This window comes from Segatella maculosa DSM 19339 = JCM 15638 (assembly GCF_000382385.1).
GTDB classification, from domain to species: domain Bacteria; phylum Bacteroidota; class Bacteroidia; order Bacteroidales; family Bacteroidaceae; genus Prevotella; species Prevotella maculosa.
This window is the reverse complement of record NZ_KB908328.1, coordinates 35955-55145: the sequence shown is the minus strand read 5'-3', so window position 1 is coordinate 55145 and position 19191 is coordinate 35955. Positions and strand designations below refer to the sequence as shown.

Below are 19191 nucleotides of genomic sequence, written 5' to 3'. Positions count from 1 at the left end.
CGTTCTCGCCCTGAAAATCAATAGCTTTCACCCTGCATTCCAATCTCACCCATTTTGCCGCGCAATATGGGCCATATTATCGTGTAATATGGCTGAGATTATACGGTGAAATGGGTGAGATTAGAACGCGACATTAAGTAATTGATTTTCAAGGGGGAAGAAATTGCGGACTTACTCCAGCAGGGCATCGAGCTTTTCGCTGAACTTCGGGTCGGAAGGACGGAAGGCATCGGCATCAAGAATAGTGCCGTCGGCCTTGATGAGCAGGAAACGGGGAATCGACATCACACCGAACTCGCGCGAGATGAGGGCATCTTCCTCGCTGTTGGCAATGAATTGGGGCCACGCAGGACGGTCTTTCTGCAGTTCCGCCAGCCATGATTGCCGGTTCTTGTCCATGCTGATGCTGATGAACATCACGCGAGCATCGTTCTTATAATGCTCCACCTGACGGGCCAAAGCCGGGATTTCCATCATGCAGGGCACGCACCATGTGGCCCAAAGGTCGATGTATAGCGTTTTACCGAAGTAGTCGCTGAGGCGGTGTTGCTGCCCTTCGGGGTCGGAAAACGTCACGTCCGGGCACTTCATTCCACGCTTTGTGGCCTTCCGGGAACTGACGACAAACTCGTATTTCCGAATGATATTGCTGTCGGCTTTGGCCTTAACTACGGTCCAAAATGCATCGGTTTGGTCGGCAGGTATCTGCCCCAAGACAGTGCCAACCATGCTTTCCATGAGCTCGTTTCGTATTTTTGGGTTGGCAATATGGGCGTCGACAGCCGTCAAATAGGCAGCCCCATACGCGCCAATTGAGGTTTCTTGCGTTGCAAGAGGCATCTTACTGAGCACGAACATGTCAATCAATCCGCGTTGAAGATACACGGAATCGTTTGGATTAATCTGCTTGATCAATGTCATATAACGCGCATCTTCGTTGGGATTTCGGCCGTACTTGTAGTCTTCATCGGCCGTGAGTTGGAGCCGACTGGCCAGATAAGCGAGGTTGATGTCGCGCAGATTGTCGGCCCGTTCGGCCGGTGTTTCGAGCTTTTCTGCCATTTTTACGAGCCGCAGATAGCGCATATCGAGTCGCCGACGGGCCTCTTCATGGGTGATGGTGTCAGTGGATTGATTGGCCATTTCATAGCCCGTGTTCTTTTCGGGCACGAATTTAGCAAATTCATTGAAGAGCACCGACAGTGCCGTGTTAGCCCCTTTGTAGTCCACCTGCAGCTTTCCGCCCTTACCACGTGTGAACTTTATGCGCTGCGTTTTGCCCGGTTCAACGACCAAGAAATAGGACGTTCCGTCGGCAAGGAGCAGTTGTAGCTGTGCCTTTTCCTTGATAGTTGGGTCGTCATAGACGGCAATTCCCTTCTGATTGAACGTGAGTTTATCGAACGGTTGGGCCTCCGTCATGAGCATACTTCCGCTCAACAACGTGGTGTCCGAGGTCTCTATGACGGCCAACTGTGCGTGGACCAAGCAGGGAAAAAGGGCCAAAAGGCCGATTAAAATACGTTTCATATCGGATTATTCTTTAAAAATGCTTCGATTTCGTCAACGGTATGCAAGGCCTTCACCACCTTTCTGGCCGGAGAGACCAGCAGGAAATAGGGCACTCCATTGCCGATTTGGTACTTCTGGAACAGGTCTTTATAGCCGCCGGGTGTCGTACAATACTGCGGCCAAGCATGCGGATGCTTCGCCATTGCCCTGCGCCAAGCAGTGTCATTAGTATCGATGGAGAGCCCTATCAGGCTCACCTTACCTTTATATTCGGTCATCAGCCGTTGCAATTCGGGGAAGGCTGCGATGCATTGTCCGCACCAACTGGCCCAAAAGTCAATCAAAACGAGTCCTTGGTCGGTCGGAATCTGATCTGAAAGGCGCATCACCTTGCCGGCCGTATTTTTGATTTCGAGGTCGATTAGTGGCGACCCTATGGTGGCTTTACGGGCCATTGCCACGCGCCATTGATATTCTTTCCAGCGCAAAGTGTCGGCCGGAACACCTGTGAGTGCCCGTCCCAAGCGTTCGACATCACTGTCGGTGAGTCCGAACCCGGCTTTCAACATACCATTGACCAAGAAGGCCGAGACCACAGATTGTGGGTGTTTGTCAATGAACCGCCATGCAACAGCAGCGTCGCGCCAGTCGCCCAAGGCCATCAGTTCGTTGCAATCAGCCTGTATCTGCGTGCCCGTCAGCTTAAAATCCGCCCCAATCGTGAGGTTTGCGTTACTGACAAAACAGTCTTCATAGTGCCATTTGATGGAGTCGTCAGGCCAATGATGCGCTTCAACGAGCTTGAGGTTGTTGGCCGTGAACGAGGCCAAAACGGGGTGTTCTACCTGCCCGTGCAGTTCAAAACGGCCGTTTTTAACCACCGAAGTGGCCAGTCCTATAATCGAATCCTCCACGGCGTCGATGCCCACCTCGGTGCCGTCGGGCAACGAGGGAATATAACCTTTGATGGTGAAACCGCGCTCTTGAGCCGTCAGCATCACCGTCCATAGCAGGAAAAGCGAAAGGAATATCTTTCTCATACGGCAGGATTAGTTTGCATCGCGCACGCAACGTACGCTTAACATATTGTTGGTTTTAGTGGTGTGGCGGTAGACTTGGCTGCTGTTATAGCGTATCTTACGAAACAAGGCCAGTCCTTCAGCGGGCGAAGTGGCCGTCCAATAGTAGCCCACGCCACCCATGAAGAAGAAGTGTTGGGCAAAGGAGGTGGAGTTTTTGTCGTGAAACCCAGCGTAAAGCAAGTTCAGTCCCGTCGCACTGTTAAGCACTTCGGCCTGTCCGTTGCCCCGCCAAAGGTCGCCGTCTGCCTGTTCCCGCGTCATGCCCAAGGCTGTTTCGAGTCGTTTCCAGTCCTCATCAGTGGGCAGTCGCCAGCCAGCCGGTGCGGCAGTCAGGGCTCCTTCGTAGCTGTAGAGATAGCCATAGCGGGCCACGGTCCATGCGTTAGTGGTCGTTCCGTTGTCGCCCGGCAGCTCTTGTGTGGCATAAATGCTGCGCGTGTTATCATCTCCTGTGTCGTAACGCAGGTTATCCGTCATCCAATCAAGGCCGCCCACAGAGACGTAATGATAGGTGTTGGCATCACGCGCATCAGTGAATGAGCCGCGTTTATTGGCACTCAAATCCACCAAAACGGGGGCTTCATCGCTGCCACATGCGGCGAGAAGCGGTGTCAGCAGACCTATCATCAGGTAAAAAACAGTCTTCTTCATCATGCACTTTATCTAATATAACCCAGTTCGTTGAGGACTTCTATCATCAATCGATACTTTTCAATGATTTTCGGATAGCTTAAATAGGTGGTTTCCACAGCGTCGGCAGTTGCTTCGAGAGCCAATACAACGTAGGCTGTCACATCTTCGGACACCGTAGGATAGGCTCCGAAATAGGGGAAACCATAGGAATAGTGAACGGAAATAAAGCCTTTGGCATTCATCAGTGACATGTTCTCGGCCTCGTTTGCTGGAGTCGGACCGTCATAAAGACCGCCATAGGCATCTTTACTGACCGCTTTAAAGGCATCAACCTTGCCACCGCTCTGCAATACAATGGCGTTTGAGAGAATGCTTTTCAGCAAGGTTTGAGCATAAGTTTTCCGCTCTTCCGGATCGGAAGGAACACTTTTCATGGCGATAGCCGTGCTCCTAACGCCCGTAACCAGCTGTGGTGTGTCGCTTTCGTCGTAGTTCTGATAGAACGATGTGCCGTTTCTTGTCCACCGATGAATGCCACTAACGAGCAGAAAAGAGAACGGACGGAGCCGCTTTCCCAAGTGGGGAAGGAGGTCATGCTCGATAAATCGCGCGGCATTTTGCTTCTCGTTGAACGACGAAAGATAGTCGTAGGTATAGACGATGTTGTTCTCTGCGGCCGTCATCACATAACCGTTGTCTAACAATTCGCCGTTAGCGAGCGTATCATTGAAGAGCAGATAGCTGCCGTTTTTGTCGTGAAAGTCGCGCCGGAGCCGTGTATCAGGCCTGTTGTCTGCCGCAGAAACCACGAAAGGATCAGTGTCGGCATGGCTTGGAGTGAGGGCATCTTCGCCGGTACAAGCCGTAAATAGTAGGGCAACGGCAAAGAGGGTAAGGCATGGTTTGCGTCTTTTCATATCGTTGTTGCTTGAAAATCGGGTCATAAAGTCTGTGTTGTATGGGTGCGTTCGCCGCGCGGGTTCTGCGGCATCTGGTTGAATTCTCTGGCCGATTCGGGTATCGGAAGCGTCCAACCCCAGTCACCGGGCGTCAATGTAAAGGTGTGCAAGGCTGTCTTAACGTCGGAGTCGCGCTGCTGATAGTAGTAATAATGATGCGTGATGGTAGCCGTTTGTGGGGCCGTTTTACAGACGGCATAGCGACGAAGGTCGAACCATCGGTGGCCTTCGAGCAGCAGTTCGCGAGCCCGTTCTTCGCGAATGGCATGGATAAGTGGGGCACCCGTGAAGGTCAACCGATAGTTGCTACCCGATGCATAGCGCGACTTTCGCAGGGTATTCACGGCTTGTTGTGCTGCAACATCATGGCCCAAGCAAGCTTCGGCCTCTGCTAAATTGAGATAAGCCTCGGCACTTCGAAAGCAATTCTTATCTGAAATGTCGTTCGTTTGGTTCTGATAACCGTAGTAATAAACATCGAAATAGTATTTGGGGTCGGTCTCTGTGCGACTTGAAGCAGCTAAGGAAGCTGCGTTGGCAGGTAGTTTTTTATAGCCATGGAAGTCGCCGTTGGTCCATATATACCTTGTCTTTCGCAGGTCGTCGTTGGCATACAGCCGATAGAAAGCATCGGGAATTTGAAACGATTTACTGTAGTTGATGGTGTATTCCATCACGGAATTGCTACCCATCGAGAAGATTAGCTCAGGTGAAGTGGGCGAGATGACGCCGTCGGTTGTACTTAATCGCTTGAGATCGACCAGGCTCGGACGAGCCTCGATGACCTTTCGGGCATACTCGGCAGCCTTGTCCCAGTATTGCATATACAGGTAAACGCGACTCAATAACAGCCTGACGGCCGTGGCATCCGCACGATATTTCGATCGTTGCGCACCATATTCGGCCAGCTCGGTCTCTGCCGTTTGAAGGTCAGTGAGTATGAGGTCGTAGCATTCCTGCACCGTATTGCGGCCAAACCTACGGTCTTCCACCACTTCGGTTGTCTTCAATGGCACACCAAGGTCGGTTGTTGCAGTTGCCGAGTAGGGCTTTCCGTACATATTCACCAGCATGAAATAGTAATAAGCACGCAGGAAACGGGCCTCACCGTCTACTTTCAATCGGCCTCGACGGCCCTCTTCACCGGCCTCTTTCAGCACTGCAGCCTCGGCAATGATATTGTTTGCCACATTGATTCGGTTGTAATAGTCTTGCCAACTCTGGTTTTCTGTGTTGTAACCCGTATAGGTTTCGTTCTGCCCACTACGTGCCTGCCACGTGTAATAACCAAAGACTCGCTCCTTACCGTCATAGGACATGTAACCCGAAATGACGCTTGTTGAGGTCTCATCCAGTTCATCTGCGAGGAAATGAAGGAAGTATTGAGGGTCTGAAACCGTTGATAATGTAGCGGCAGCATACAGGGGTTGATAGGCCGAACCTATGAGAAGCTCGTCCAAATCGCGCCATGATCGCACATAATCCGTGTCTTGTGAGTATTCTTTCAAGAAGTCTCCGCAACTTCCAAAGGCCAGCATTGCACAGCCTGCGAGGATATATTTGAAGCCTTTCATCGTTATTTTCTTTTCCGTTAAAACTGAATGTTCACGCCAAGGGTATAATAAGGAGTGTCTGAAAGCTGCACTTCGGCAAAGCCACTCTGCATGGGTGTCTGTCCTTTGAGCCTGTTATCGCACCACGTATAAAGGTTGTTTCCCGTCAAAGAGAGAGCGATTCGCTGCACACCCCACTTCATCAAGAGGGCGAGGGGTAGCTCATAAGTGAGACTGAGGGAGGCCAATCGCAGATAATCGGCACTGACAACGCGCACGTTACTGTAGTCATACATCGTCCAAAGGTCGGTCCCTAACTTCACACCCTTATAGTTGTCGCCATTGAACCAAGGCTGGGTATACTGATAAAAGTTGGGAGAACTGATGCTCATAATCGACGGAATGTCTGTCAAGCGCTCGTCTCCGGGTCGCTTCCAACGGTCGAGTAGCGCGCGGTTCAGATTGTATTCGGGATAGATATAGCCCGGCCCTGTGTTGCTACCTGAGCCTTGATTGAACAGTTTGAACAGGCGGATCTTCTTTCCCAAAGCGTAATCCATGAGCAAACCCAGCCGCCAATGCTTGTAACTAAGAGTGGAACTGAAGCTCCCGGTGACGTCAGGATCGCGCTTCCCACTACGTTCAAGCACCCTCATGGCAGTCTCATACTTATTCAATCCCACAAGTTCATGGGCCCTATCTTGCCAATCATCGAACATAGGACCACCGTCCTGAGGGTTCAATCCCACGAAACGATAGGAGTAAAAAGTGCCGATAGCTTGTCCATTAATGATAGCCGTTCCTGCCAAATAGTCGCTGATTTCGTAGGCATCTTCACCAGGAATGGTGTTCATTCTGTTGATGACTTTCGAGAAAGATGCCGAAAGTAACCAGTTCCAATCACGTGTTTGGACGGGTGTTGCCGTGACAGAAAGGTTGTAACCTTTATTGATAATGCGACCCGAATTGACGTAATAAGCCGAATAACCATTCACATCGGAGATAGTTTTATTCATGAAAGCGTCGGTTGTTTTCTTGTAGTAATACTCCAAAGAGAGTAGCAGTCGGTTATGAAAAAGGGCGGTCTCGATGCCCGTGTTGAACGACTTTGTCTTCTCCCAACGCAGGTCCGGATTGGCAAAACGGTCCACTTCGGATATCATTTCACCGTAATGTGTGTCGTAAGCTCCCTTCTTTACGGTCAGCTTAGGGGTCTGTCCTTCGAGCATATTACCCTGTCCTCCATACGAAATCTTCCAAACCAAAGCATCTAACCAAGTGGCTTTGAGGTCTGATATGCGCTTGATATTGGCCAAACCCGACACGGACCAAACGGGCAATATCTTCTCATTACTGCGGTCACCGAAGCGGTTTGAGCCGTCATAACGGGTGTTGGCGTTCAGTGTAAACAGCTCTTTATAGCTGTAAGATGCCGTACCATAGGCCGAAACGAGGTTGGTTCGATTGTCGGTAATGACCGGAATATTCCGCCCAAGCCATCTCAAATAGGCTGCATACTTATCGGGAATCTCTGTCGTGAACCTCTTTCCTCGGTCGGCATAGTAGCCACGTTGCGTGAAAAGATTACCCATATAATGGGTCGAACTCGCCTCTAAACCCACCGCAATATTGAGGTTGTGGTGACCTTCGGGACCGAAGTTCTTGTTCAGATTGCCCTGTAGGCGCACCGTCCAATCACGCTGATCGATATCGTTTTCAGAGAGTTCTCCGCCGAAAGGCATCTCACTTGTGGACGGAGCCTCTATACCGTAAGGCGACTGACGCAGTGCGGCTGCATACCAACTCTTCTCACCATGCCAGCCCTCGATGTTCGTATTCGAGGTGTTAAAGGCCAGAATAGCATTGAAATCCAGCCAATCCAGTGGTGCATAACGCAGGTTGGCCGTAGCCTTGAAGCCGTTAGTTCGCTGGCGCATATAGCTGTTATCGAGTTCGTTAAGGATATTGAAATCATACGAACCAGAGCCAACTGACATCTTTTTATAATAGAAATAGCTGCTTTCCGTATGAGATGGGATTACCCGACTGGTGTTATAGGCATAGTCAATGGGCGAAACATCACCCTGATCGTAGCGGCGTTTATCGGTGTGCATACCCAAATTGAGACTCAATTGGAATTGGTTGTTGAGCGTGAAGTCAAGATTTGCGGCCGCTGTATAGCGGTCGTTGCCGTTGCGGTTGATGACATCATTGTCGTTGGTGTAGCCCAATGAGGCGTAATAACGGAACTTATCAGCACCTCCAGAGAGGTTGATTGAGTGGTCTTGTGAGAAAGAATCACGTGTCAGAAGCTTGAACCAATCCGTATTTTGCACCTCGGCTGCGGCCACAGCTGCCTCGAATTGGCTCCTGTTATAGGTGCCCCCGTAATACTTCTGCAGGGCATCTTCATAGCCAATATAGGTCATATTTGAGGGAAAAGTGTAGTGCATTGCAGCCAAATCCCTTGACACTTGCGTACGCTCTTTGGCGTTCATTAGGTCGATTTTCCGGTCACTATAGCGCGGACGATGGCGGACTGTACCCGTGAAATTATAGGAGATGACGGGCCTACCTGCCCGTCCTTTCTTCGTTGTTACAACGATAACGCCATTCGCTGCACGCGTTCCATAGAGTGCTGTTGCAGCCGCATCCTTCAGCACATCGATGCGTTCAATGTCCTGAGGATTGATACCTGAGATGGCATTCCCTATGCGATTGACGTAGTCGGGGTCGTTGATAACGTCGGAAGTCAGGTTGACCGGGTCGTTAACAATAATGCCATCGACCACCCAAAGCGGCTCCCTATTACCGATAAGTGTGCTCACTCCGCGAATACGTATCTTCGGTGTGGCATTCACTTCGCCGCTCGTTGTGGAGAGAACAAGGTCGGGTATGCGCCCCTGCAGCATCTTATCGACGGACGAAATGCCTGCCCGGGCGATGTCATCCATCTTGACACTCGAGACGGAACTCGTCAGATTGCGGCGGTCTATCTGCTGATAACCCGTCACAACCACTTCTTTCAACGTGGCTTTATCGTCTTCCATGATTACAATGACATCTTTTCCGGCCTTTACGGTCAGTGTCTGAGGCTTGCAACCAATGTAGGAAAACGTCAGTTTCAGGCTTTGATTCTTTCCCACGGGCAGTGCAAACCGGCCATCATAGTCGCTGGCTACGCCCCATTCTTGGTACCATCGATACGTATGGTGACGCCCGGAAGCGGCTGACCGGCCTCATCGAGCACCTGTCCTGCCACTTCGTTATCAGCCTGTTGCACCGTTTCTTGCAGCTTGCTTACTGCTGCGTCGGCTTCGACATGGGCCGTCATGCCTGCAAACAAGCACAGCCATAAACACGTTATTCTATTCATCTGCATCTTCATTATGTCTCTTCTGCGATGCACAGCGGCCTCCGCTCCCTCGTAGCCTCCCTCGTTTACGAGGGGAACACGACCATCGCGAGTTACGATTTGATATGCAAAAGTAACAAAAATCAGTGAAACGCACAAGAAACACCCCAATAAAGTAACGAAACCAAACCTCCGACGCATCACAGTCCAGTTCATCAAGCTGTGCAATCCCTATGAAACGGTATTGCTATTCTAGCCATTTCGCCACACAATATCAGCCATATTGTCGTGCAAAATGGCCCATATTAGACGCTAAAATGGCTGAGATGGAAACGAAAGGTATAAGCCGTTGATAATCAGCATGTATAGGAGTAGCTTGTCCCTTCCATCATTTTACGCATCAATCCGCCCACGACAGGCATGTAGGGACGCACGGTTCGTGCGTCCGCTCCATTAGAATTGAAAACATATATGCATGGTTGGTTGAGCGGACGCACGAACCGTGCGTCCCTACATGCCTCTTGTCAGCAATCCATCTTAATAATAAGACGAATCCTAAAGGTCAAAGTTCAATGGTCAAAGTTCAAAGCCAAGATCCCTACATTCGCATCGACAATCAACGTGTTTACCCGTTTTCTATCGACAGGTTAACTATGCCCTCTTTTGAAGAGGCCGGAGAAGCCTCTTGGGAGGGCTGGAATGGGCCTGAAGGTTCAGGAGTTGCCCGCCAATAAACAAAGCAAATGTATCAAGTTGTTGCAATAATTTGGTACAAAGGCTTAAGGACGGTCTGCCAATTCCACCTCGCATACATCTTCGACACGCTTGCCTTCCTTCACGGCTGTGGCCACAAGGCGGTTCAATCCGGGCTGAAGCGTGACGCGGAACGTGCAGAGCGAGATGTCGTTCGGGGCGAGAGAGGCTATCGGTTTACCGTTGAGTGAGAGGGCAACCTCGCTGCAATTCGAGAACACCCACACCTCCGTTTCGGCCTTTTCGTGCCGGGTGCAACGCTTTCCGGCAATGAAAACCATCGGTTCGGTGGTCCAATTGGCCTTGTAGAAATAATAAGCATCTTTCTTGATATGGCGGTCGTGCGTCACCAATCCCTTGTCGTTGATGCCCGGACGATCGCCTTCTGTGCGGTGAGCTGCGCCGAAATCGAACATGTTCCACACGAAAGAACCCCACAGATATGGGCGATGTGAGATGATATCCCAGTTGCGAATGTGATAGAACGTCTGCCAGTTTTCGGGGTGCCACCAGCTGTTCGGCCGGGGTTGACGCAGCGAATCCTGCTGCTGTCTGACCGATGCTCCCGCGCCATATTCGCTCAATGCGATGCGCAATTGGGGGTGTTCGGCATGCATTTTGTCGAGGAACGTGGCCAAAGTCGAGGGCGTTGAGCCATACCAACCATCGTAACGGTTCCACGCCATCACGTCGGTTATGAAGTTCATGTCGCCATCTTGATTGCTTGCACAGGTGGTCAGGCGCGTGTTGTCCTCTGCATGTGCAATATTATTCAGCTCTTTGATGTAGTCAACGGGGTTGTCACCGTCGTACTTAAGTTCGTTGAACAGTCCCCAGAAACAGATGCTCGGGTGATTGAAATGCTGCCGGATTAGCTCGCGAAGTTGCTGCTTTCCGTTCGCACGGAAGGCCTCGCTATCGACAAATCCCTTGTCGGCATAGCCTCCGGGGCCCACAAATGGTATCTCAGCCCAAGTGACTATGCCGGCCCGGTCCATTTGTTCGTAGGTATAAGCCGACTGCGGATAGTGGGCCAACCGCACAGCATTGACGCCCATTTCGCGCATCAACCGCACGTCTTCCTCGATGTCTTGCGGTGTGAGGGCATTGCCCACGAGGGCCCGTTCCTGATGCCTACAGACACCATGCAACGGCAGGTGACGGCCATTGAGGAAGAAACCGCGGGCCGGATCGACATGGAACGAGCGCAAGCCCAAGGGCTGTTCCACTTCGTCGAGCAGCGTCTTACCTTGCCACACGCACACTTTCACCTTATATATATAGGGGTCTTGCGTGCCGTTCCAAAGGTGAGGCTGAAGGATGGTGAATGGAATCGTGAGTTTCTGCAGGGTGGCATGCGCACTAACCTTCACGGTTTTCTGTTGCTTTGCCACGGCCTTTTCGCCGGAGAAAGCCTCTACTGTGACGCTGATCTCCTGCGTCTTGTCGGTGCGGTTGGCCAACATAATGTCGGTATGTACGTCGGCTTGCCGGTCATCGACCTTCGTCTGACGCAGGTAAACGCCCGGCGAAGCGTAGTCGAGTGGCGAGATACACACGTCATTGGTGAGCATCAAGGCCACCTCTCTGTATATTCCGCCATAGAAATTGAAGTCACCCACGAGCGGCATCACGTCCAATTGCTCGGCGTTGTTGACCCGAACAAGCAGCTTGTTTTCGGCACCATAGGTCACAAGGTCGGTCAGTTCGAAGATGAAAGCGCCGTATCCTCCGCGATGTTCTCCCACGTGTTTGCCATTCAAAAAGAGGTCGGTAACGGCATTGGCTCCCTCAAATCGGATGAAGATACGCCTGCCTTTCCACGCCATGGGCACGCGGAACGAACGGCTATAGTTGCCTATTCCGCGTTTATAGTCGGGCTTTCCGCTGAGTGCATCCATGGCATTCCACGTGTGTGGAAGGCTGACTTGCTGTCCGCTTTCCTTGTGAACTTCGTGCGAAAAGCGGAACTTCCAGTTGTCATTGATAGGGATAAGGGTTCGTTCGGCCTGTGCTATAAGGCCGCAAAACAATAATGAAAAGAGCAGAAGCCAGCGCTGTAGCGATGGACTTCTGCCATGATTGAATTTGTGATAAGTAGACATGATCATCGTATTAATGGTTTTCCCGACTGATGGTGCAGCGATATGTGCCCTTCAGTGTCTGTTCTTTGGCCGTGAGGGTGATGCGGTAGACGGCGTCGCCCCACACCTTTGACAAGCGAGGGTCGGTCAAATCGATTTTCTCGATGGCCGGAGTGAACGTGGCATCATCATAATTCAGCACGGCACTCACGCCGTTCACGCGAATACGAATGCGTCCTTTTTTGCTCGTATCCACCTCACCCCACGTCATAAAATTGAGCTGATTGGCAGCCTTTTTCTCCTTTAACGTAAAGTCATCAGTGACAATCAGGCTGTTATTTTTCAGTTGATAAGAACGCAGCCAAGAGTCTATCGCCGCCCCTGCAGGGTAGGCTTGCGCGATGTCGGCCGTGAAAAGGCACTGCTTCTTGTCGACACTCACCTTGCCAGCCTTATAAGATGCCCCGAAGACCTCAGGCTGCCCATTGATTATTGGCAGATTGTGATAGTTACTTTGCATGGTCCAAATCGAATAACGCTCGCGGCTGAACGTCTTCCGCGTATAGGTTCCCACACCAATATCAATCATAACGGGCAGATTGTCGATGGCAAGAATAAAGCTTCCCACGTCGTTGTGGTTGTGACTTTCATTGTTGTGACCACCTTTGGCAGCAAGGAACATGTGACCGTTTCGCATATAGCAGAATTGGGTTTCAGGATACCACACGAAGTTCTCTGGCTGATAGGAAGCAACATCGCTATCCAAGAGCGGGCGATAGGTGAGATTGCCGAGCTCCTGATACAGGTCCAGCCAAGTCCAAGGCCGTGTCAGTGGGTGAGCCTTAGCCCGCATGACTGCCATGCCACGCATTGTCGGACTGTTTACCGACACACCATATCTATAAATAAGCATCGTATTGAGTTCTCCGGCCTTTGCCGAAGCATCGGCAAAGTTGACAACCCATTCGTCTCCGATATACGAAGCCGTGATATATTCGCCCATCTTCTTGATCAACGGACTGTGGAAGATATTGACTTTGTCGCCGGTAATCAGTGATAAAGCCGTAAGATACTCATAAAGTTTACCGACCGCATGGCCCCAATAGGTTGGTCCTTCTTCGCAGGCACCATCGCCTTTCACGTAGTTCAGGTATTGATCGACGGATTGCATGGACAGATAAACAGCCTTGGCCAGTACGTCGGGGTTGTCTTCCAGCAACATGAAGCAAAGCAAGGCATTGGCGTTGCACCACGGTGTCCAGTTGTTGAGCAATCCATCCTGCTTGTAGTTCCTTGCCATCCACCAAAAATCGTTACGCTTGAGGAAAGGCGTAAGTTCTCGCTTCTGCAACTCGTAACGCAACCGAGAGGTAATCATCGGATCAATCTTATCAAACGGTTTCTTCAAGAAGTAGTAGGTCCACGCAAGCATTTGGGAAACGTCTCCTTGGCGCAGCTCAAGAATGTCCTCTCTGTAATCAGGCATGGCCCGTTTGCTCTTTTGAGCGCCGAAAAGATGGGCCGACTCTGCCCACGAAGTCATCTCGCAGAAGAACATGACACCGTTTATCAGGTCGTCTATGAAGCGTCCCTTGCCCTCGGCAAGCTCGGCTACAAGCAAATGACTAAAGACTTTGATGTTTTGATTATAGGTGTCTTGCATGGAGTTTCGGCTGCCCGAGCGTTCATATTCCAAATAATCGGTCGCCCGGATAACCTGCCAGTGATAGTCAAGAAACTTCGAACCGGCCTCTATGATAGCTTCTTTTTCCTTTCCGAAAAGCTGATCCCAGTCTGCACGGTCAGTGTATTTCGGGAACGGAACCCATGCTTGTTTCATAACAAGTGAGTTACGTATCAGGGCTTCAGAAGCAGCATTTTGCAACAAATTCCGCTGTTCATAGCCCCAAGATGACAAGAGAACCATGAAAAGCAGACATATTGTGAAGACTGTTTTCTTCATCGTTTTGATTTTAAAAAGCTAAATCCCGCACAGATTCACATCTCTCGGGAAATATAATCCATGTTTATATATAACCTAAAACTACCAATCCGGATTTTGAATGAGGGCTTTGTTCTTCTCTATCTCGTCTGCCGGTATCGGCCAAAGATAGTCACGTTTCTTTACTGAACGTGTGTAACGGAACTTCCCAGTGATATCACTTTCCTTGCGTTTATCAAGTGTTTCGAGTAGGTTCCAGCGCTTCATATCACTGAAACTCCAGCCTTCTCCTGCCAGCTCCACAGCTCTTTCGTGTCGGATTCTTTCGAAAACTTCGGCCTTGGTAGTGGCTTTCAGATAGCTCGGACCACTGTTAATGCCCGGCATTTCAACGCCTTTACGTGCCCTGACTTGGTTGATCAGTGCCACAGCTGCACTCTGATTGCCCAACTCATTCTGGCATTCGGCCATCATCAACAGCACGTCTGCATATCTGATCAGCGGGAAGTTGATCGGCGTGTGTTCCTTGTTATTGATGGCACCGCCCATGTTTCCCTCAGCAACAAACTTGCGCCAAAGATAGGTTTCGTAGTTTCCATTGACACGAATGTAGCCATTTCCACTTGTGATAGACGGTGCAATGACAAACTCGCAGTCTTCCGGAGCGTTGGCATACCAGCCGTTGTAGCGTGTATAAGGCAGGATAACGGTCATGTTCATACGTGGGTCGCGTTGCTGATACATCTGCAACAACTTGGCTTTCCCTGCCGGATAGGCTGTCACCTTACCCTCTGCAAGGGTCGCACGGAACGTCCTCACCTTGATATCATTGTCGGTTTTGATGCCCGGGAACCAATCATCCCAATCGAACGGACGACCGTCTTTATACTCATAAGTATCGACAAAGTAAGGCGAAACCATCACGTTATTCCAACAACTGCCATAAGATTCGCGTGTTCCCATGTAGAAATTCATCGGCATTCCATGGTCTGTTCCGACGCCACCCATGTTCTGTATGGCGAAAATCATCTCGGAACTCTCGTCCCCACCGGGTTTGAAAAGACCGGCATAATCGTTATAAAGCGCGTATTTTCCCGAAGCAACGACTTGCTTAAAGCTATCCAAAGCCTTCTGATATTCCTTGGCATAGAGATAAACTTTGCCCGTCAATGCAATCGCAGCATACTTTGTGGCGCGTCCGTAGTTGGTCTTATCCCATGCTTCGGGCAGTTTATCAATCGCCTCGGCAAGGTCTTTCAGCACGAATTCACGTACTTTTTCAATCGGCTCACGCGCATTTTTCATATCACTGTAGCTTTTGCTAACAACTACACTCTCGTCATAAATGGGCACACCGCCAAAGAAATCCATCAGTGTGAAGTAATAAAGGGCACGCATGAACTTGGCTTCTGCCTTGTATTGTACCTTAAGTTCGTCGGCCATTTGGCAGCGGTCTACATTCTGCAACACGCCATTGGCACGTGCAATCCCCTCGTAGAGGTTTTCCCATTTGTTCAATACCCAATCGTTCTTCACATCATATGTGCCACGTTGGAACGTTTGATAAGAAGGTGGGTCATATCCCATTGCAATACCTCCCAAACCGTCCATGGAGAACTGAAGACCGAAGACATTATCATTCTGCATCTGACTATAGACAGCCATCATGGCCTCCTTGGCATGCTCTTCGTTTTTATAGAATTGCTTAGAACTTAACTGATCGGCAGGAACTCGGTCCAAATCATAGCATCCCGACAAGGATATTGTCATGGCAAATGCTACGAGTATGATATATTTCTTTTTCATATTACAGCGTTTTTAGAATGATACATTCAGGCCGATTACCGCCTGTTTCATTGAAGGATAGGCCATACCACTGACTTCGGGGTCAAATCCGTTGTACTTAGTGAACGTGAAGAAGTTCTCCAAACTGCCATAAAAACGAATTCTTTCGATATGGAATTTTGTGGTCAGCACCTTCGGCAATGTATATCCCAACTGGATATTACGGATTTTTACAAAGCTCTTATTCTCCAAATAGAAGTCACTCTGCTGGGTATTCAGCTTATCTTGATATTCCACAAGTCGAGGATATGTAGCATCGGTACGGCCTTCATACCAACGTCCGTCGGCAATCTTCTTGACAATTTGATAGCCATAACGTACGGTCGGCGTGTTATAACCAACGTTTTGCCAATATACCTTAGCCCCGAATGAACCTTGTATCAGCATTGAAAAATCAAAACCTTTCCAACCAGCGTTAAGGTTCAAGCCCATCATGAACTTCGGATTCGGTCCATCACTGACGATTTCCTTATCGTTATTGTCAATAATTCCGTCGCCGTTGACGTCCTTGTAGAGCAGGTCACCTTTCTTAGGTGTACCGAAAGCTGCAAATGGATTGACTCTATTTCCGTCTTTCCCTATGGGTGCATTATCGATGATTTCCTGCACACGCTTCATATCTTCATCGGTCTGAAGCAGTCGTTCTACCCGCAACAGATACTGAGAATTGATGCTGTGCCCTTCCCAAATCAGGTTGGCACCATTAATAGACATACCGCCTTTATCCGTTCCCTTGAACTTGTTTACCTTGTTCTTGATAAATGTAAAGTTGGCCGTTGCTCCATAAGTGAAATCACTTACTTTATCTTGCCAGCCCAAGGTTAATTCTAAGCCTTGATTGGTTACCGTGGCACTGTTCATCTTGGGTAGGCTTGCCGTACCATGGACTGCTGGTGCAGGTAAATCGATAAGAATGTCCGTCGTACGTTTATTGAAGTAATCGATAGTTCCAGTGAGTCGATTTTTGAAGAAGCCAAAGTCAACACCTAAGTCAAATACTTTCGTAGTTTCCCATGAGAGTTGTTCGTTGGCCAAAGCAACCTGTGCCATACCCGTCACCATTGAATTGCCCAAGACATAGTTCAAAGCACCTTTATTACTTGTGTAAAGCGATTGAGAGTCATAGTTTCCTACCGAATTATTTCCAAGCGAACCGTAGGACACACGCAGTTTTAAGTTGCTCAATTGCTCATTGAGTGCACCCTCCATGAAGTGTTCTTGATCGATACGCCAGCCTGCCGAAACCGATGGGAAGTATCCCCAACGCTTATTGGAACGGAACCTTGACGAACCATCGGCCCTGAGATTGAACTCCAACAGATATCGATCTTTCCAGTTAAGATTGAGTCGGCTGAAGAAAGAACGCATCGCCCACTCCGTCTTACCACCGTTTGCGCTGGCTTGTCCCATAGCTCCATCGAGGGCATCCATGCTGAGGTCTATCATATCCTGCTTGGTAACATCAAGCGTCTTCGACCGATAAAGTTCCTGACTGGCACCCAACATGAAGTTCATGGCCAGACTCTTCTTGAAGAACTTATTCTCATAACGCAACACGGCATCATTGAAATAACGTTCTATCTTACTAATCCCATGATAGAAAGTAAACTTATTCTTCGAAGAGAACGTCTTCTGCCCGGTCAGAAAATTCCAACCTTCTTGTATAACAGGCTTGCGTGTCACTTCTCCGTCAACCATCTCATACGAATAACTCAATGCCAACGAAAGCCCTTTCATAGGTTTAATGGTGGCAAGGAAGCGCGGATGGAAATTATTCTTGCGATTCATTCCTGCCCAAAAATAGGAACGTATCACAGGATTATTAACTGCGCATTGTGCAGCATCTTCTTCATTGTTCACAGCACCGAATCTTCCATCGGGAGCACGGAACACCATACCGGGTGTTGTACCTTTAGAATATTTGAAGACGTTTTCCATTTCATTATATCCCGGCTGCATGTCTGACACATAGCCACTCATTTGGAAGCCGACATTAAGCCATTTGGCCACATCCACACTCAGATTGAGTCGCCCGTTGTACTTCGTGAAGCCTGCATTATACATGACACCGGGGTTATTCAGGTAACCAAACGACCCATAGAACCTTATCTTATCGGAGCCTCCAGAAATCGAAACAACGTGATTGGTCGAAACTGAGTTCTTAAATGCCTCGTCTATCCAGTCTGTATTAGGATATTTCAACGGGTCTTTCCCGCCGTCGTTCCGCCATGCGTCAATCATTTTCTGGCTGAAAACAGGCCGCTTGCCGCTGTTCCTGTAGCCCTCGTTCACCAACTCCATGTAGCGCGCATAGTCAGAGACAGGTGTCATGGTCTTACGGATAGACTCAAACGACACATATCCATTATAATCTACGTTGATTTTCCCGCTCTTTCCGCTCTTGGTGGTGATGAGGATAACACCATTAGCCGCACGCGAACCGTAAATGGCAGCCGAAGCAGCGTCTTTTAACACTGAAATACTTTCTATATCCTGCGGATTCACCGTATTGATGCCTGCTTCCGACCCATCAATGATAATCAATGGGGCCGAAGAGTTCAGGGTTCCCTGACCACGCACCAGAATGGAAGCGTTGTCGTTACCGGGTTGATTATGGTTAGAGGTGACCGACACACCCGATGCCAAGCCCGCCAAGGCCTGAGAAACATTGGTCAACGGACGGCTTTCTGCCAATTCCGACACATTGATGGCGGAAACAGCTCCCGTCATGTTTACTTTCTTCTGCGTACCATAGCCGACAACGACAACTTCACCAAGCAGTTTGTTGTCTTCTTGCAGCGTGACAGCCACGGTCTTGCGTGCGTGAAGTTTGATTTCCTGCGTCGTATAGCCCACGCTTGACACGATAAGAACCGCATCGGGCGACGACACTTTCAACGTAAAATGACCGTTAAGGTCGGACACCGTACCGTTAGATGTCCCCTTTTCTTTGATGGTTGCACCGATCATCGGCCCCATAGCGTCCGATATGTTGCCCGAAACCGTAAAGCCTTCTTGCGTAGGCGCAGCTTTCAACACACTCGTACCGCCTGTCCTTTCCGGCGTCATACCTGCATGAACCGACAAAGATGTCAGCGCAAGTGCACAGAGAAAAGTCTTTCTCCAAGGTACATAATTGCTATTATTTCTCATAAAGTAAAATAAGTATTAGGTTAATAATACGATTGTTTTTCAACAGTTTTGATTGCAAAGATAACGTTCTGATCGCGTTTTAAGGGGTAATATCGTACAAAAAATGTACAAAATCGTCCGAAATTCACCCTGTCAACTTACAGATATCCATGCTTCAACCCGCATCTGTCGCCCCGCTAAGTTCGATTATCATACATATTGCTTCCAAAATCGTCCCGAATTGTCTCCAAGTATGACCAACCTTGATTTATTAGGTATATCTTTGTAGTCTGTATCATCAACACAAACGCTATGAAACCCCTACAACCTACACCACCGGG

At 49.5% G+C, this 19191-nt stretch carries 11 protein-coding genes; all 11 read right to left on the bottom strand.

Annotated elements, in window-relative coordinates; genetic code table 11:
* Nucleotides 1–171 precede the first annotated feature (171 nt).
* Nucleotides 172–1530, bottom strand: coding sequence for a TlpA family protein disulfide reductase (locus H164_RS0109295; protein WP_019968363.1), 1359 nt, complete (start codon nucleotides 1528–1530; stop codon nucleotides 172–174).
* Nucleotides 1527–2552, bottom strand: coding sequence for a TlpA disulfide reductase family protein (locus tag H164_RS0109290; protein WP_019968362.1), 1026 nt, complete (start codon nucleotides 2550–2552; stop codon nucleotides 1527–1529). Before H164_RS0109290 ends, H164_RS0109295 begins: the two co-directional genes overlap by 4 nt.
* A 9-nt stretch (nucleotides 2553–2561) precedes the next feature.
* Nucleotides 2562–3248, bottom strand: a complete 687-nt coding sequence (locus H164_RS0109285; RefSeq protein ID WP_238315143.1) for a fibrobacter succinogenes major paralogous domain-containing protein — start codon at nucleotides 3246–3248, stop codon at nucleotides 2562–2564.
* Between the two features lie 5 nt (nucleotides 3249–3253).
* Nucleotides 3254–4144, bottom strand: coding sequence for a hypothetical protein (locus tag H164_RS0109280; protein ID WP_019968360.1), 891 nt, complete (start codon nucleotides 4142–4144; stop codon nucleotides 3254–3256).
* Between the two features lie 23 nt (nucleotides 4145–4167).
* Nucleotides 4168–5760: a RagB/SusD family nutrient uptake outer membrane protein gene (locus tag H164_RS0109275; RefSeq protein ID WP_019968359.1), complete on the bottom strand. Its 1593-nt coding sequence runs from the start codon at nucleotides 5758–5760 to the stop codon at nucleotides 4168–4170.
* Nucleotides 5761–5777: 17 nt separating this feature from the next.
* A complete protein-coding gene (locus H164_RS0109270; RefSeq protein WP_019968358.1) occupies nucleotides 5778–8885 on the bottom strand; it encodes a SusC/RagA family TonB-linked outer membrane protein in 3108 nt (1035 codons plus the stop codon).
* A 32-nt stretch (nucleotides 8886–8917) separates the two neighbouring features.
* Nucleotides 8918–9115 carry a peptidase associated/transthyretin-like domain-containing protein gene (locus H164_RS15920; RefSeq protein WP_155808034.1) on the bottom strand — a complete coding sequence of 66 codons (198 nt, stop codon included), beginning with the start codon at nucleotides 9113–9115 and terminating at the stop codon, nucleotides 8918–8920.
* Between the two features lie 758 nt (nucleotides 9116–9873).
* Nucleotides 9874–11958 carry a beta-glucuronidase LacZ4 gene (lacZ4, locus tag H164_RS0109260; protein WP_081622281.1) on the bottom strand — a complete coding sequence of 695 codons (2085 nt, stop codon included), beginning with the start codon at nucleotides 11956–11958 and terminating at the stop codon, nucleotides 9874–9876.
* Nucleotides 11959–11962: 4 nt separating this feature from the next.
* Nucleotides 11963–13894, bottom strand: a complete 1932-nt coding sequence (locus H164_RS0109255; protein WP_019968355.1) for a heparinase II/III family protein — start codon at nucleotides 13892–13894, stop codon at nucleotides 11963–11965.
* Nucleotides 13895–13975: 81 nt separating this feature from the next.
* The gene (locus H164_RS0109250) at nucleotides 13976–15679 is read right to left on the bottom strand and encodes a RagB/SusD family nutrient uptake outer membrane protein (RefSeq protein WP_019968354.1); all 1704 of its coding nucleotides are present in this window, start codon (nucleotides 15677–15679) and stop codon (nucleotides 13976–13978) included.
* A gap of 12 nt (nucleotides 15680–15691) precedes the next feature.
* The gene (locus tag H164_RS0109245) at nucleotides 15692–18871 is read right to left on the bottom strand and encodes a SusC/RagA family TonB-linked outer membrane protein (protein WP_026356322.1); all 3180 of its coding nucleotides are present in this window, start codon (nucleotides 18869–18871) and stop codon (nucleotides 15692–15694) included.
* Nucleotides 18872–19191: the final 320 nt, after the last annotated feature.